The organism is Methanovulcanius yangii (assembly GCF_018687785.1).
Lineage (GTDB): Archaea > Halobacteriota > Methanomicrobia > Methanomicrobiales > Methanomicrobiaceae > Methanovulcanius > Methanovulcanius yangii.
Genome location: NZ_LTBL01000001.1, coordinates 804,621 through 820,080, shown reverse-complemented (window position 1 = coordinate 820,080; position 15,460 = coordinate 804,621). Strand labels below are relative to the sequence as shown.

Genomic DNA, 15,460 nt, shown 5'->3' with positions numbered 1-15,460 from the left:
CCTCTCACCGCCACCGACACAAATAATACAAATCGTGATTAGTACTAATCATGATTAGTCCTTTCATCGACCGGGAGGAGGAGCGTTCCATCCTCGAGGACGAATGGGGAGCGGACGGCGGGCGGCTCATCGTCCTCTACGGGAGAAGGAGGATCGGAAAGACACGGCTGCTCTCAGAATTTGCAGAGGGGAAGGAAGGGATCTTGTATTTTGCCGAGGAGACCCCGGCCCATCTCCAGATCAAAGGACTTCAGGAGCTGTGCGCCCGGCACCTGCACGATGGCCTCCTCGGTGACCTGCCGATAGAGTCGTGGTCGCAGCTCTTCACCTATCTCGTGCAGCACCCGCCGCACCATCGGTCGTACCTGATCATCGACGAATTTACGTACCTGATAAAAAGCGACAAAAGTGTCCTTTCGGCCCTCCAGAAGGCATGGGACAACGGCCTGTCCGCCTCCCCGTGGTGCATCGTCCTCTCCGGCTCGGTCCTCGGTATGATGAGCGACCTTGCCCTCTCGTACACCTCTCCGATATATGGCAGACGGACCCGCGACATGTTCCTGACCCGTCTCCCCTTCCGGTACGCACAGGCGTTCCTCCGCCAGAATTTCGAGGATGCCCTGAGGACCTACTTCGCAATAGGGGGCGTTCCCGAATACCTCCAGAAGGCATCGGAGTACACCACCTTCGATGCATTCGCGAAAAAAGAGCTCTTCGGCAAGTACGGCTACTTTTACCGCGAACCGTATTTTCTGCTGTCACAGGAATTCAGGGAGTTGAAGGTCTATCAGGGGATACTCCGGGCGATTGCCCAGGGAAACACAAAACCCTCCGCCATCGCCGGGCACTGCGGCATTGAGACCCGTGGCCTGTACCCGTACCTCGAAGGAATGATCCGGCTCGGATTTATCGAAAAGGAATCGCCGTTTCCCGGCAGCAGCAGAAACTCGGTGTACAAAATCCGAGACAATCTCCTCGGGTTCTGGTACAGGTTTGTCTACCCGGAAAAGGGGAGGATCGAAACGGATACGTTCCGTTACGAAGAGTGCGACATGTCGCAGTATTTCGGAGAACGCTTCGAGGCGTTCATCAGGGAGGAAGTCGTGCCACTGATCTATCCGGGATACGAGAGCGGCAGATGGTGGCACAAGGGCGAAGAGATCGACCTCGTTGCCATCGACCGTCGGGGGACGGCCATCGTGTTCGGCGAATGCAAATACGGGGCAAAATCGGCTCGTGATGCCGAACGCATCCTGAAGGGACTCGAGGCAAAATCGGAACATGTCCCGGTTGAAGAGGGGTACACGAAAAAATATGCCCTGTTTGCCGGCAGGGTCGGCGGAAAGGAGGCATTGAGGAACAAGGGCTATGAGATCGTTGATATCGATGACATCCGGGAGATCATTGCATGAGCACTGGATAATACCAAATAGTATCGCAATCCAGTGATGCATGATCCCCATGACCCCCGAACAAAACAAAACCCTCGTCCACCGCTTCATCGACGCCTACAACGCCCGCGACCTCGACGTCTTCGACGACCTCGTGGCCCCCGACTATATCGACCACACGCATCATCAGCAGGGCCGGGAACCCTTCAGACAGCTCTTCACCCTCGCCTTTGATGCCTTCCCCGACTGGCATGAGGCGATCGAGGATATGATTGCCGAGGGGGACCGGGTCTGGGTGTGGGTGACGGCGACCGGAACCCATACCGGCGAGTGGAACCTCTTCGGTGTTCCCCTTCCCCCGACCGGCAGGAAGGTGATCATGTCGATGGTCTTCATCTGGCGCATCGCGGACGGACGGCTCGCCGAGGGGTGGGAGGTCGACAGCGAAGTGGATTTCCTGCGGGCCATCGGCGTTCTCGCGTACACGGAGAAAGGGATGGCCATTTTTCCTGAGGATGAAGGTGACTGAACACCTGACTGAAGAGATACTGCTTTCCATCTCGATGAAAGGAGACACCCGGAAATTTCTCCAACGTGTCAGGTATGGAGTGGTTTGTATGGTTCACAGCAAGAGCAGACCACTTGTTCATCCAGTGAATGCGTCGAGGTCGTGGAGATTATTAAAATTGCAGCAATCTATTTATGCAATGAATTAACATTTGTCGTCATGACCCCTCATGGTTTAACGAATGTTTCTCTGCTTGAGGAGGAAAAAAATATTGATGGATTAATACTGGCACTTACGGATCCTATGTTCCCTGTTAGGGGTGATGCCGCCAAAGCTTTGGGAAAAATCGGTGATCCACACGCTGTCGAACCACTGATTGGCATTCTGACCGATGACCCCAAGGATCTGGTGCGTGGATTAGCCGCTCAGGCACTGGGACAAATTGGCGATTCGCGGGCGATCGGACCACTCATTGCTTCCGTAAACACAGATTTGTCCCCCTTTGCAAGATTCTACTCTGCTTTGGCGCTCGGGGAATTCCCTGACGATGGTGTAGTAGTGCAGTTGCTCGAAGTGCTTGGGGGCGACCCTGACAATAATGTGCGAATAGCTGCCCTTGCATCCCTTAGGAAACAGACATCAGAGATGTAATTCCACAATTGATCAAATCCGTCCGGCTCATCTCAAACAGGGTGGGTCCCATTAAGGGTCCCGAGGGTGCGGGTCGTGCCCGCCCCGCCGGTCATTCCACCCAAAAAAAGGGGTTTCCTCCTATCTCACAATCCCCTGTTCCCCTCAGGGACCAAGGTCGGCCACCTTAAACTTCCACCACGGACCGTCATTCGTGTCATCACTATACCAGGCCGTCAGTTCGAACCCGTAGAAGAGGTAGAAGTCATCGTTATACATCGCACCGTTGGGCTGCCAGTGGAATGAAAATGTCCCCTGAGCGGTTCCGAGGTCCGGCAATTCGTAGAGCTGGTAACTTTCGCCCCAAACGCCGGTCGTTTTGTTCATCTTTTTGATGTAGGGAATGTACCAGTCAGGATTTAAGGCAGCATTCGGTGAGTGGTTCTCTCCGTACACCAGCGCGATGGTGCCGTCGCCGAGGTCCGTCAGGAACGGCCGTCCCATATTTTCCACATTCCCGGTATCCAGGATCTCCGATTCGTAGACGTACGCCGCTGAAACTTTCCCCAGCCAGATTCTCTGAGACTCGTCGCTCACCGCTACAAGGGCACGGACATTGCCGTCCGGGGCATAGAACACGGCGCCGGGCGGCGACTTCACGTTCGGCGAACCGACCACCTGTCCTAAATCATACCAGGTCTCTCCGAAATCATAGCTGTACACGCAATAGAGCGGTCCATCGTAGTCCTTGGCGTAGTAGAGGTAAATGTAGTGGTTGAGCGGGTTGTATACGGGGGCGACTTCCCAGTGGTTCATTTTCGTGGTAAAGTAGTTCCCGGTCGCATGGTCCTGGATCTTCAGCCAGTCCCCGTCTTCCCAGTCCGTGCCGTTCAGCCTCGTGAAGTAGAGATTTTTGTTCTGTCCCGTAACGAACACGAACATCTTCTCCGGTCCGCCGTTGGGATACTGAACGAGCAGCGGTGCGGGTTCGGCATAGGAGGTGCCCTCCCACAACTGGTAGGGGCTGTGGAGCACGCCGTCCTTGAACCTCCAAACCTGGATGCGATAGAATTCATCAGAGAAGATTTTCGTGGTCGAGTACCAGAGGGAGAAGACGTAGAGTTGATCGTTGTAATAGAATCCTCGTGCATTGGCGCAGGATTCGTATTCTCCCCACCCCTCGGGCCAGTCCATGCCCACCAGCGGCGGACTGCCGGCCAGATCCATAAGTGCATAGTCCTCTCCGATGATGTTTCCGACCTTGAGAATGAACCGTCCGGTCAGGTCATCAGGAATCCTGAAGCTGATAGCGTCCATGCTCCAGTCAACGATCTTCCCCTTCTCGATCTCGATCTCCATCCCTTCCCCGACATCGACATACGCAAGGCGCGTATCCCCCTTCTTGTCGCCGAAGAACGCTCCTTCGATGGTGACCACATCACCGTCCAGTGTCAGTGATCCTTCCGTGATCTGCGGCTTTTGCATGATGAAGGGGAACCAGGTCATCGGTTCGGGGTTTTTCTTGTCCCCCTGCATCAGCACCGTGATGGTGTATTCCCCGGCGGGCACGGGTCTGAATACCTCACAGGTGATCTCCGTGTCACTCCAGTCCAGCACTTTGCATTTCTCATCGCCGAGGAGGACCTCTCCCGTCTTCCCGCCGAATCCGGAGCCGGTGATCGTCACCTCCGTGCCCAGCGTCCCCTCCGCGGGACTCACGCCCGTTATACCGGCTGCCGCCACTCCCATGACCCCTGTCAGGGTGAACAGGGTGATGGCAAGAGCCAAAATCAACAATTTCCTTGTCATTGCTTCATCTCTCATCTCCTATGCCGCATTTCCTCGTTCAGAGCCGGGCCGGCGGCCATGGTCATCGCCCGGAATGCACGGATGCCGCGAGCAATATCGCTCCGGCTCAGCTGCATTTCCCCTGGATCTGCGATGAAATACGAAGGATCTCTGACGATGAACATTGGCATGAGTCGCAGGACAGAGGTAACCATCGATAGCCATAGTTGGAGATAAACATTTCTCCGGGTGTTGGGGTATCAGAGGTCGTTTGGGGGTATTTCTGAAATTAACCTATTTATTGGCGTTTTTAATGTTTGCCCGCAATGAAATTCGTGAAGATCAAATCAATCAGGGAAACAGGGTTATATTGGTTCAAATGAACTGGTGCAAAACCCCCTTGAGGAACAGGAAATGCGGGTGATACCCCGATTTTTGTGATATCCCCGAATTATAAGTGTTCGTGGAAATGAGTTCCGTTTTACATCGAAAAAATAAAATAGCAACATTTAACGGACGAATCGCCAAGTATGGATATTTATTCACGGACTGTGCGTAAGAGCGGGCAACCTTTCAGCCGGACCAGTGAATATACAGGTGCATAATGATGTCATTATTCAACAGTGGAACCGGAGCGGGCCGGATGGGCGCCGCCCCCTCTCCCTCTTCGTGCCGGCAGTTCCGTGGGGAGACGCCGGCAGACCCGAAACAGCATGATGGATATGACCGGAACAGTCGGGGAGGATGCAGCCGATGACGAAACGATACGGGCTCCGCGTTGCCGCCGCCATTCTTCTGCTGGCGGCAGTTCTCCTCGTCCTCCCGGCGGCAGCGGGAACGACCCCTCCGGCAGGCCCGCTCCTCCTCTCCTTCGATTCCCCGAACAGCTCCGGCACCTACGCACCCGGTGACGTCCTCGAAATAAATGCTACCTACGACGAAGCGCTTGCCCCCGGCAGCACAATCGACATCCTCCTCAACAACAGCGTACCCCTTACGCTGGACCGCCTCGCATCACAGGTCGGCCCCCGGCACAAGGGGAGCATCGTGAACGGGGAGGGGGGGGCGCTCCTCGACAATGCCCAGGGCGTCTTCGTCGCCGGGGACTACGCGTATGTGGCAAGTTACGTCAACGGTGCACTGGAGATCGTTGACATCTCCGATCCGGCACGCCCGGTTCACAAAGGAAACCTCTCGTTGGGCTTTGGTCCAAAATCCGTGTACGTTTCCGGGAATTATGCATACGTGGCAAATTACAACCAGTATTCATTACAGATCGTCGATATCACCAACCCGGCTGTACCCATGCTTGTAAGCTTCTTTGGCTTCCCCTCCAATCCCTGGGACGTCTTTGTTGCAGGAAACAATGCGTACGTGGGAATAAGTGTGGGGGGAATGGATGGAAAGTTGTGGATCGTGAATATCACCAACCCGATAAATCCCACGACTACGGGGATATTCGAAGACCCGGTCTGGCTCCCTTCGCCTGTGGACGTCTTTGTTGCCGGTGACTATGCCTACGTGGCAAGTAAGGATTATCATGCCCTGAAGATCATCGACGTCACCGACCCTGCGCACCCAATCCGGGCGGGGAGCATCACGAATGGCGAAGGAGGGGCGCTCCTGGAGAATCCTGAGGGTGTCTTCGTTTCCGGCACCTATGCGTACGTGGCAAGCACCGGCAGCGATTCGCTGGCAATCATCGACATATCAACCCCGGCGGCACCCGTCCATGTCGCGTCGATCACCTCCCCCGACATGGACGGCGCCCGGTCCGTCTTCGTTGACGGCAACTACGCCTACGTGGCAGGGTATCTCAGCGACGCCCTGACCATCATCGACGTCTCCACTCCTGCATCCCCCGTGCAGGTCGCCTCCATCAGCAACCAAGGAATGGACGGGGCGTTCTCGGTCTTTGTCGACGGAGGGTTTGCCTATGTCCCATGTTACATGTCCGATGCACTCGAGATCATCAGCACACGCTCATCCACCCTGTCGGGTACGTATACGGTCGGCCCCGGCGAGGAGACCCCGCTCCTTACCGTCGGTTCCATCACCGCCCACGATGCCGAAAGCCTCGACGGGACGAGGACGAACACCTCGACGGCGCTGCCCGCAACGAACCTCGCGGACACGGTGGCGCTTTCGATCGAGGGTCCGGTCACCGCGGCCTTCACCGCCGCCCCGATCACCGGCACCGCCCCCCTCACCGTCGCCTTCACCGACGCATCAGGCGGTACGCCGGACTGCTGGAACTGGTCGTTCGGCGACGGGGTGTGGTTCAACACGACCGATGCCGGAGCGGCAAACCCCACCCACACCTACACCGACCCCGGCACCTACACGGTGAACCTGACCGTCGTGGGAGGAATTAATAATAATGATACGCTCTCGCGTGCCGGGTATATCACGGTCTCGGCCCCGCCGACACCGACTCCTGTACGGAGCGGCACCGGGGGCGGGGCCAACACCGATGTCGGCATCGGCCTTGCAACGGACCTGAAGAGAAATGACACCGCCTCCTTTGCGATGGACAAGGGAGCGGTCTACCGGGTCGAATGTGCCGCGGGGACGACCATCGACAAGGTGATGGTGACGGTCAGGAAGGCGTCCTCCCTGCCGTCCTCTGTCAATGGAACCGGCACCGATGTCTACGAATTCGAGCAGGTCACGCTCTACTACGCGGGTGAAGCCGACCTCTCGGCACGGACGATCTTCTTCCGGGTCCCGCAGGCATGGCTCGCCTCGAACGGCTACGACAGCGGGGACATCGTCCTGATGCACTACAATGAAGAGACCGGCACGTGGGACGAACTTCCGACCGAATACACAGGTGAGGACGGCAATTATTACCTCTATCGTGCGGAAACGCCGTCCTTCTCGTGGTTTGCCATCGGGGTGACGCAGGGTGCGGCGGATGTGGCTGGTGATGTTGCCGATACCGATGCGGTCACCACTGTTGAAGAGGCGGCAGTTCCACCTTCGTCCCCCGCAAGTACTCCCACTGCAAATGCGATGACGACACCTGTTGCGACCGTGTCGCCGGATGCAGCGGAACCCGCCGGACCCACGGCGACCCAGTCGCCGTCGTCCATGCCGGTTCTGGCCGCTCTCGCAGTGGGACCCATCGGTGCAGGGGCAATCATCAGGATGAGAAAGGATAGATAACGACCATCGGATGGCGGGACCGCACCCGATTCAGACCTGAATATTCATTTTTTTCTTGTGCGTCCTGTCCATCCCTTCTCATCGACAGACCGGGGCTGAGGCCTCCCTTTCCATTTATTTTTTTACACAACGCCGCCGGGGGTGTCGTCGCTTCCCTTTCCCTGTTGCGCCTCCATCGCGGCAATCGTCAGAGCCGGGTGCCGGTAGCGCCCCCGGTCCTTCGTCCCGAAGAGCACGCCGAACTGTATCGCTTCAGTGGGGCAGAAGTGCAGGCAGGCGCAGCAGAACTCGCAGCGGTGGTGCCAGACCGGGCGGTCGTTTTCGAGGGTGATATTTTCCACGGGGCAGACCTTTGCGCAGGTGCCGCATGCGGTGCAGGCGTCCGAGACGGTAAACGCCGCATCCTGCCCGTGGACGTTGCGGACAAACGGCCCGTAGGTGAGCGCCTTCATCACCGCAGAGAGGGGGGAAAATCCGGGTCGGACGGTGTCGCCGCGGGCGATCGCTCCCGCTACCTCGCCGACCCGGATATCCGCCTTTTTCAAAATCTCATCGTTCTTCGCGTCCGGCGCAATCCGGTGGAGGGGCGTAAAGTTCCCCGGCATGGCGACCGCAAACGCTGCGTCGAGCCCTCTGCCCTGCCGGTCCCTGAATATGCCGTCGAGCTGGTGCAGTGCGGAGATGCCGGTGCCCCCCATCGTCACCACCGCAAAGAGGTATCGTGCCGCCGAGACGTCGAGGCGCCCGGCAAATTCTGCGACGATGACCGGCACCCCGCAGTCATAGACCGGGCAGACGATCCCGACCCGGTCGGCGCCGGGGATGATTGTTCCCGGCGTGTTCATCAGCGGCGCGATGGGTACGAGCTCGCAGTTCCCGAGGAGGGTTGCGATCTGCCGGGCCGCGGCAAGTGAGTTGCCGGTGCCGGTGAAGTAATAGATGATGGTCTTCGTGGGTCTCATCTCCGGTAGGGGGTTGGTAAATGCTATCTCACCCTCACGGGGGATAGCGTTTGCTGTGACGGGCGCGGGGATGGCGACTGGGATACCGTTATCAACAGCGTTCTCCTATACATCCCGATGGTTCCCGATCAAACGCATGGGAAACCCCGCACACCGCATGGCGTCCACCCGCCCTCCCGGTCGGGAGAGCTCGACAACCGACTCCGCCGGGTGGTCTACCGTCCCGACCGGCTCGCCGGGCGGTACATCAAACCGGGGGATCGCGTATTCGATTTCGGTTGCGGCCCGGGATTCTTTACCCGCGAGTTTGCAAAAGCGGTCGGCGACGGCGGAGAGGTGATAGCCGCCGACCTGCAGGAGGAGATGCTCGGGCTGCTGCGAAGCAAACTGGAGCCGGAGGGCCTCATGCCGCGTATCAGAACGCACCGCTGCCAGCCCGATACGATCGGACTTTCCCCGGACTTTGCCGGGACGATCGACGCGGCCTTTGCCCTCTTCGTTGTCCATGAAGTGCCTGACCCTGCACGATTGTTCCGGGAGATAGCAACGCTGCTGGTGGAGGATGGCATATTCTTCTACTCCGAACCGCCGGTCCTCGTCCCGGAGAGGGAGTTTTCCGATACCCTTGCGCTGGCGGAAGAGGCCGGGTTCCTCCTCGAGGAGCGGACGTGGTATTTCCTGAACCGTGCGGCGGTGCTGAGAAAGGTGTGAGGGTCGTATCACCCGTTCAGGGTGGCGATGGCACGGGCTTCAATTTCCCGCATACCGCCATTTACCGGGGGGCACGGATATCTCAAACCGTGCCGATTCCCCCGGAACCCCGGTCTCCCTGATACCGATGCCGGTGATGTCGAGGATTTCCTTTGTCAGGAAGAGCCCGAGCCCCGTGTTCTTCCCAACCCCTTTGGAAAAGATCCGCTCCTTCATATCCGACGGGACGCCCTCGCCGTCGTCCTGGTAGATGATGTTGAGCGTGCCGCCGTCTTTTTTGCTGGCAATCGATATTTCGGAGATGTCGCCGCCATGTCGCACCGAGTTGTCGAACAGACTGAAAAATGTCTTCCTGAACATCGGGTCGGCAAAAATTTCCACATCCTCCCCGAATGCGGAGGTATCGACTGTTAGGGACGTCAGGTCGATGTCCTTCTTCACGTTCCCCACGGTCTGTATGACGGACTGCCATACCGGCAGTTCAAGCCCCAGGTCCTGGTAATCCTTGGTGAAGGAGATGTGACTGTTGATGCCATTGACGCATTGTTCCATCTTCTCGAGATAGCCCTCCAGTGTGGCATTGTCCGTGCAGAGTTCCCGGGACAATTCGAGGTACATCAGGACGGGCGTCACCTGGTTGATGATGTCGTGGCGCGTGATGCTCGAGAGGAGGTTCATTTTTTTGTTGGCGACCTTGAGGGACTGCTCGTTCTCCTTTATCGGGGTGATGTCCTGGATGACGCCGATAAGATGGGGCGCCTTTCCGTCACCATCGCGGTCCGGTGCCTTCCCCAGTACGCTCAGCCATCGCCACTCCCCATTGGCCGCACGGATGCGGTATTCGGCTGAGTAGACGTCATCATCACCGTTGATGCTCCGGGTGATATGCGCCATCCTCTCATCACGGTCTTCGGGATGGATGAGGGATGTCCACCAGTCGAAATCGACGATGCCGGCGGACGAATACCCCAGGTTATGGAGCGGGCTGTTGGTCCATTTGATCGTCCCGTTCGCAGGCGTGTATTCCATGATATACAGGTCGGCGCTTTGAATCGCCATATCCAGCCGCTCCCTCGATTCCTTCAGCTGCTCTTCGGCATGCATCCGGGTAAGGGAGGTTGCCATCAGGTACCAGGTCGATTCCAGTATCGCCCGCGAGGATTCGGGGATTTCCGTATTCGTATGGGACAGCAGGTAACAGGCGCCGAGGATATGGTCATCTGCAACGATGGGAAGACATGCAAATGACGCCACCCCTTCATACTGTGAGATGTCGATCAAATTCGGGCTGATGTCGTCAACCATTCCATAGATGGGCTTTTTTGCTCCAAGGCGTTTCACGGAATATCTTTCGGGGCCGAGGTGACGGACCGACTTGGTAAATTCGTCCGTCACTCCCTCCGACCGGACGAGGGCAAGGCCGCCGCCCTCGGTGTCGGCATGATACAGCAGACCCGCATCGACCCCGCCGATGTCCAGCAGGGATTCGAAGATGATCTCCTCCGCCGCTGGTACGGATGAGATGGCGCTCAGGCGTTCCGCGAGCGTATGCTGGAGTGCATATTTCTCCCGCGATTCCCTCTCCGGGGTTACATCGCGGGTCAGTTCCATGAGAGAGGAGGACGTCCCCTCCGAATCCATTATGGGAACGAACGTCGTCTCCCGGCACCCCCCCTCCCCGGCACCGGTCTCGAGGGAATACGATGTTTTCAGAACATTGCCGGTTGCGAGTGCCTCTGCTGCGGTGCATGCACCGCCCGTATTCTCTCCATCGGCAGATGCCTTTCGGCTGGCGGTGGCGGGGATGGCCGCATCCATTGCTTTTGCGGCGGTATTTTCCCACAGAATGTTCAGATCGCGATCCCTGTGAACGATGGCATACGGCACGCTGTTGAGAATCGCCGAGAGGTCCGTTACCTTCCTGCGGAGATCCTGCTCTGCGGTTTTCTGGTCCGATATATCGATAAGAGTGCATATGGCGTGGTCGCTCCCGTCAACCGGTCCTGTTACCATAAGGATGTCGTGGGAGGTGCCGAGGCGGTCGGTGAATACAAATTCATGCGTTCCGTGAGCCGGGAAGGGGCCGGGGTCTTCACCCTCGGTCGTCTCCTGCACCGGGGAGAGGCAACTGGTGTCCAGGAAGTCCGCGAGCTTCAGGCGTCCGTCGACCTCGGTGCTGCGGACACCGGAGAGTGTTTCGAATCCCGGATTTGCGAGCAAAATGGTGCCTTCGCCGTCAATCTCCACCATTGGCACCCCGTTCGAGGCAAACAAGGCACGGAATTTCGAGACGGAATCCTCGAGACGCCGTTCGACGGCCCGTCTCCCGGAAATATCCCTGGATACGAGAACCGCTCCGTTCATTCCACCGTCGCCGTCAGAAAGGGAGGTACTCACGTCATCGATTGGCCGAGTGGTGCCGTCTTTTGCGGTCAGAATGATATTTGTGCCTGGAGTTGGAACCTCCCTCTCCTTCTGGAGGGAATCATCGGGGCGATGGATGAGCTCTCCTCCATCGTGCGCAATCCGATAGATGTCTGCTAACGGCTTGTTCCGTGCCTCCTCAAAGGTCCATCCCGTAAGCTCCTCTGCCGCGGGATTCATGAAGGTCACTTTGCCGTCCGTATCGGTTGTTATGACAGTGTCTCCGATGCTTCTGAGGACAGCGGCATTCCATTCATCCCTCTCTTTCTGCTTGCGCCGTGCGCCGGCAACATCGCTGATATCGCGGGTAATGTAGGAAATGCCGACGATCTCATCGGCGTCACCGGTGATCGGGGATACCGTAAGGGAGACATCGATGACCGTTCCGTCCTTTCGCATTCGTTTGGTCGTGAAATGCCTGACCTTCTCGCCGTTTTTGACTCGCTCGGTCAAAAGTTTCGGCCCCGGTCCATAATCCGGCGGACTGATGAGATCGATATCCTTTCCGAGGGCCTCATCCTCCGTGTATCCGAATGTAGCCTCGGCCGCATGATTCCAGATGGTAATCCTGCCCTCCGTATCGGTTGCGATAATTGCGTCCTCTGCCGATTCGACGATCGAGGCAAGTCTCGTCGTCTTTTCCCTCACGGGAAAATTCCCTTTCGTGAGTTTTTCGGTCATGTCCTCCGAGAAGACGGCATACGAAACCTCCTCACTTTCCGGATTGACGACCGGATTTATCGTATTTTTATAATGCCGTCCGTCGGCCGATTCATGGTAGAAGAAGAGGGTATTTGCGAGGTGATTTCCCTGAAGGATGATATTTTCGAGGTTTGCAAGCTCCGGAGGGTGTATTTCAAAAGCATTTCCATCGATGAGTGCATCGGGTGTCCTGCCGAATCGTTCAGCCATCCGGCTGTTCATTGCAAGGATGGCCCCGTCGGGGGATATGAGCATGCCTGCCTCGCTTGCTGCGTTAAATAGAGTATTTAATTGATTTTTTGTTTTCAAGGCCTATTTCAGCTCCTTTTCGGCTGATTGCCTGGGTGATGTTGCGCCCCAGTTCGGCAAACATGGTCTTGGGCTGACCACCTTTCTGGAGATAATAATCAACCCTGGTATTCGGTGCCCCGAGAGCGACATCCTCACGTCCCCGGCCGGAAAAAATGATGAAGGGGATGTCATTTCCCGAAGACCGGATTTTTGTTAAAAATTCGATGCCGTTCATCTCCGGCATTTCATAATCGGATATTATGGCATCGTAATTCTGCCGGGCAATTTTATTCAGCCCTTCACCCGCTGAGCGTGCCGTATCCACCGAATAGCAACCGGACTTCTCCAGGTATACCTTGGTGACGTCCAGGAGAATCTCTTCGTCATCAACATAGAGAATATTGTATTTTCCTTTCATAGCCACTCCATTTATACAAAACTCCACGTAATAGTGTAATCTGGAGTCGGAGCTTAAAATGTTTCTCGTTCAATTCACAAATATTAATAATGAGTTTAATGAACCTGGGATTTGGTAATTAAAGATTTATTCAAATTTGAATGCGCTCGATCTATGTTTGAGTGCATATTTTTGGGAATATTTTTTCCCCGGACGAAAGCCGCCGCATGCTTCGCTTCGGTTCGTGCATGAGTTCACCCGACGGGGACGAAGCTAATGTGGGGGAGGCACCATCATCGATGGAGTGAAGGGGGGTGGTTGGGCGGGTGGCAGTGGAGTTTCTGCCGTTTTTACCGTGGCAAGGAACCCATGCCCTGCCTGCCCCCCCGAGGGAATGGACATCGATGGAATGGATGGACGGGTCCGGCGCAAGGCAATCCGGGAAGACGGGAAGGGGCATGCCCGTCGGATTGGTGGCCCCCTCGCAGGCACCCGTGGGTTATTTCAGGATCACTTCATCCCTTTCCGTCCACTGCGGCTGGCAGATGGCGAGGAAGATGAGGTCCTCCTGCCCGATGTTCTCGATCCACTGCACCGCCCCCGGCGGGACGAGGGCGGTCTGGCCCGGCCGGAGCACGGCATTTCCTTCGCCGACATGCATCCGACCCTCCCCTGCAAGGATGTAATACACCTCGGTCTGCCCCTTGAGTCGGTGCGGGACGGTCCTCTCCCCCCGTGAGAGGACTGCGTGGCAGAGGCTCATGTCCATGGCGAGGTCGGGTTCGTTCTTCGGGTGCAGGAGCTCGCAGAGCGTGCAGCCGTCACGGGACGTGAAGTAGGAGGCGGTGTGGATATCGCGGATGAGCATGGGGGTATGGTGGGGGTGGGGAGAGATAGCGGTTGCGGTAAAGGGGGGAGGAGAAAGTGGGGCGGACCGGGATGGCCGGAATGGTGCGGGTAGTCACCGTTCTTCCGGGAGATGCCGCAAGGTCCGTATCCGGCTAATCCGGGGACGATCCTCTCTCACCCGCGGGCTTGCGTACCATCCCGGTATGCACGATATCGGACTCCGGCAGGGTGACCTGCCCCGCCACCCGAAACCCGAAGTGCTCGTAGAGGCCGATGTTTGCCTCGTTCTGGGTATTCAGGTAGCAGGCCGTCCCCGTCTCGTCCAGCCATTCGAGCATCGGGCGCATCAGCATCCCCCCATATCCCTGCCCCTGGAAGCGGGGGTCGACGCCGATGAAGAAGAGGTAGCAGTGAGGAGTGGGGAGGTGCTTTTCGTGGTAGAAATCGGCCTGTTCGGAGAATGCCTCCAGCCGGTCCATCGCTTCTTTCCCAAGCCCTTTCTGCAGCGCCATTCCCCCGCAGAGCATTGCACGCCAGAAGGTGATCGCCGCCTTTTCCGAGCGAATCCACGTTGCAACGCCTTCGAGGTTGGGCGAGGTGGCATAGACCCGGCCATACCTCAGTCCGTAGCGGAGTTCGAAGGCGAAGAGGTGGCGTCCCTTTTTCCGGCGCTCCTCCTCGTCCGGGAGGATGTGTGCAAGTTTCGGATCATTGAAGAACGACCGCACGAGCATCCCGCTCGCCGGTTCGATCTGGTCTTTTGTAAGACGGATGAGATACGATTCGTGTTTCCCCATACCCTTTCACTGCACGAAGATACCGGGCCGTGGTATATGCTTCTTTCGGCCGGGAACCAAAAAAAAAGAGATGATTACAGTCCCCGCAGTTCCTTTTCGGAGCCCTGCATGCAGTAGGAGGTGTTGATGAGCCCCATTTTCGATGTCGCCGGACACTCCGGGCAGAGGCATTGTTTCATCTCAACAAAACATTCACTCTTTCCGGTTGCGCAGAACATCAATTCACCTTTCTCCTTCATGCACGAGGTATAGGACGCACACCCTGCACATATGCACATCTCCCGGATCATCGCCATCATCTCCTCCTGCTCCTCCGGGGACATCTCCTCCATTCGTTTCGCTAGTTCCAGGTAATCTTCCATGCCTGTTCACTCCAGCCTTGTGGCATCCCGGAATAAACCGTATTCACATTTATGTATATGGGGGGTCGGGGGGCCTGGATGATAATGGCGGGGTTTTACCGGAGGTTCCCTCCGGCAGTCACCGCAGTCGTGCATCGTCCTTTGAATGGCAAAAAAAGAGGGATCAGAGTCCCCGCAGTTCCTTCTCGGAGCCCTGCATGCAGTATGAGGTGTTGATGAGCCCCATCATGGGTTTCACCGGGCACTCGTCGCAGATACACTCTTTCATCCGCACCAGGCACTCGCTCTGTCCGGTTGCGCAGTAGATCAGTTCATCCTTCTCCTTCATGCATTCGGTGTACGATGCACACTGTGGGCAGATACACATTCCCCGGAGCTTTGCTATCATCTCGCTCTTCTCTTCCGGGGACATCTCCTCCATTTTTTTTTGCATTTCCAGGAATTTTTCCATGGTTTTTCTCACTCCATGTTCGTTGGTGA

General features: G+C 57.0%; 13 protein-coding genes. 5 read left to right on the top strand and 8 right to left on the bottom strand.

Annotation, left to right across the window (positions count from 1 at the left end):
* The first annotated feature begins 50 nt into the window (after window positions 1-50).
* The 3 genes from AZH53_RS04105 to AZH53_RS04095 all read left to right on the top strand — a co-directional run bounded on the left by AZH53_RS04105 (window position 51) and on the right by AZH53_RS04095 (window position 2,550).
* Window positions 51-1,412 (top strand): ATP-binding protein, encoded by a 1,362-nt coding sequence (locus tag AZH53_RS04105; RefSeq protein ID WP_319642266.1) that lies wholly within the window; start codon window positions 51-53, stop codon window positions 1,410-1,412.
* Window positions 1,413-1,461: 49 nt separating this feature from the next.
* On the top strand, window positions 1,462-1,920 hold the full coding sequence (locus tag AZH53_RS04100; protein ID WP_319642265.1) for an ester cyclase: 459 nt from the start codon (window positions 1,462-1,464) through the stop codon (window positions 1,918-1,920).
* A 141-nt stretch (window positions 1,921-2,061) separates the two neighbouring features.
* Window positions 2,062-2,550 carry a HEAT repeat domain-containing protein gene (locus tag AZH53_RS04095; protein WP_319642264.1) on the top strand — a complete coding sequence of 163 codons (489 nt, stop codon included), beginning with the start codon at window positions 2,062-2,064 and terminating at the stop codon, window positions 2,548-2,550.
* Window positions 2,551-2,694: 144 nt separating this feature from the next.
* Here the strand turns inward: AZH53_RS04095 and AZH53_RS04090 are convergent, their stop codons facing one another.
* The gene (locus AZH53_RS04090; protein ID WP_319642263.1) at window positions 2,695-4,338 is read right to left on the bottom strand and encodes an IPT/TIG domain-containing protein; all 1,644 of its coding nucleotides are present in this window, start codon (window positions 4,336-4,338) and stop codon (window positions 2,695-2,697) included.
* Between the two features lie 732 nt (window positions 4,339-5,070).
* On the opposite strand from AZH53_RS04090, the gene AZH53_RS04085 reads away from it, so the two are divergent.
* On the top strand, window positions 5,071-7,485 hold the full coding sequence (locus AZH53_RS04085; RefSeq protein WP_319642262.1) for a PGF-pre-PGF domain-containing protein: 2,415 nt from the start codon (window positions 5,071-5,073) through the stop codon (window positions 7,483-7,485).
* 122 nt (window positions 7,486-7,607) lie between these two features.
* On the opposite strand, the gene AZH53_RS04080 is transcribed toward AZH53_RS04085, so the two are convergent.
* Window positions 7,608-8,447 (bottom strand): EFR1 family ferrodoxin, encoded by an 840-nt coding sequence (locus tag AZH53_RS04080; RefSeq protein WP_319642261.1) that lies wholly within the window; start codon window positions 8,445-8,447, stop codon window positions 7,608-7,610.
* 117 nt (window positions 8,448-8,564) lie between these two features.
* On the opposite strand from AZH53_RS04080, the gene AZH53_RS04075 reads away from it, so the two are divergent.
* A complete protein-coding gene (locus tag AZH53_RS04075) occupies window positions 8,565-9,158 on the top strand; it encodes a class I SAM-dependent methyltransferase (RefSeq protein WP_319642260.1) in 594 nt (197 codons plus the stop codon).
* 39 nt (window positions 9,159-9,197) lie between these two features.
* On the opposite strand, the gene AZH53_RS04070 is transcribed toward AZH53_RS04075, so the two are convergent.
* The 6 genes from AZH53_RS04070 to AZH53_RS04045 all read right to left on the bottom strand — a co-directional run bounded on the left by AZH53_RS04070 (window position 9,198) and on the right by AZH53_RS04045 (window position 15,431).
* Complete coding sequence (locus AZH53_RS04070) at window positions 9,198-12,539, bottom strand: PAS domain S-box protein (protein ID WP_319642259.1); 3,342 nt, start codon at window positions 12,537-12,539, stop codon at window positions 9,198-9,200.
* 19 nt (window positions 12,540-12,558) lie between these two features.
* Window positions 12,559-12,993 carry a response regulator gene (locus tag AZH53_RS04065; RefSeq protein WP_319642258.1) on the bottom strand — a complete coding sequence of 145 codons (435 nt, stop codon included), beginning with the start codon at window positions 12,991-12,993 and terminating at the stop codon, window positions 12,559-12,561.
* A gap of 478 nt (window positions 12,994-13,471) precedes the next feature.
* Window positions 13,472-13,840, bottom strand: coding sequence for a cupin domain-containing protein (locus tag AZH53_RS04060; protein WP_319642257.1), 369 nt, complete (start codon window positions 13,838-13,840; stop codon window positions 13,472-13,474).
* A gap of 133 nt (window positions 13,841-13,973) precedes the next feature.
* Complete coding sequence (locus AZH53_RS04055; RefSeq protein ID WP_319642256.1) at window positions 13,974-14,618, bottom strand: GNAT family N-acetyltransferase; 645 nt, start codon at window positions 14,616-14,618, stop codon at window positions 13,974-13,976.
* 74 nt (window positions 14,619-14,692) lie between these two features.
* The gene (locus AZH53_RS04050; RefSeq protein WP_319642255.1) at window positions 14,693-14,980 is read right to left on the bottom strand and encodes a DUF2769 domain-containing protein; all 288 of its coding nucleotides are present in this window, start codon (window positions 14,978-14,980) and stop codon (window positions 14,693-14,695) included.
* Between the two features lie 163 nt (window positions 14,981-15,143).
* Window positions 15,144-15,431 (bottom strand): DUF2769 domain-containing protein, encoded by a 288-nt coding sequence (locus AZH53_RS04045; protein ID WP_319642254.1) that lies wholly within the window; start codon window positions 15,429-15,431, stop codon window positions 15,144-15,146.
* Window positions 15,432-15,460: the final 29 nt, after the last annotated feature.

What these genes read in the sequence shown, in the direction of transcription:
- AZH53_RS04105 (WP_319642266.1), top strand. Translation starts at nt 51, where the DNA reads ATGATTAGTCCTTTCATCGACCGGGAGGAGGAGCGTTCCATCCTCGAG.
- AZH53_RS04100 (WP_319642265.1), top strand. Translation starts at nt 1,462, where the DNA reads ATGACCCCCGAACAAAACAAAACCCTCGTCCACCGCTTCATCGACGCC.
- AZH53_RS04090 (WP_319642263.1), bottom strand. Translation starts at nt 4,338, where the DNA reads ATGACAAGGAAATTGTTGATTTTGGCTCTTGCCATCACCCTGTTCACC.
- AZH53_RS04085 (WP_319642262.1), top strand. Translation starts at nt 5,071, where the DNA reads ATGACGAAACGATACGGGCTCCGCGTTGCCGCCGCCATTCTTCTGCTG.
- AZH53_RS04080 (WP_319642261.1), bottom strand. Translation starts at nt 8,447, where the DNA reads ATGAGACCCACGAAGACCATCATCTATTACTTCACCGGCACCGGCAAC.
- AZH53_RS04075 (WP_319642260.1), top strand. Translation starts at nt 8,565, where the DNA reads ATGGTTCCCGATCAAACGCATGGGAAACCCCGCACACCGCATGGCGTC.
- AZH53_RS04070 (WP_319642259.1), bottom strand. Translation starts at nt 12,539, where the DNA reads ATGCTCATATCCCCCGACGGGGCCATCCTTGCAATGAACAGCCGGATG.
- AZH53_RS04065 (WP_319642258.1), bottom strand. Translation starts at nt 12,993, where the DNA reads ATGAAAGGAAAATACAATATTCTCTATGTTGATGACGAAGAGATTCTC.
- AZH53_RS04060 (WP_319642257.1), bottom strand. Translation starts at nt 13,840, where the DNA reads ATGCTCATCCGCGATATCCACACCGCCTCCTACTTCACGTCCCGTGAC.
- AZH53_RS04055 (WP_319642256.1), bottom strand. Translation starts at nt 14,618, where the DNA reads ATGGGGAAACACGAATCGTATCTCATCCGTCTTACAAAAGACCAGATC.
- AZH53_RS04050 (WP_319642255.1), bottom strand. Translation starts at nt 14,980, where the DNA reads ATGGAAGATTACCTGGAACTAGCGAAACGAATGGAGGAGATGTCCCCG.
- AZH53_RS04045 (WP_319642254.1), bottom strand. Translation starts at nt 15,431, where the DNA reads ATGGAAAAATTCCTGGAAATGCAAAAAAAAATGGAGGAGATGTCCCCG.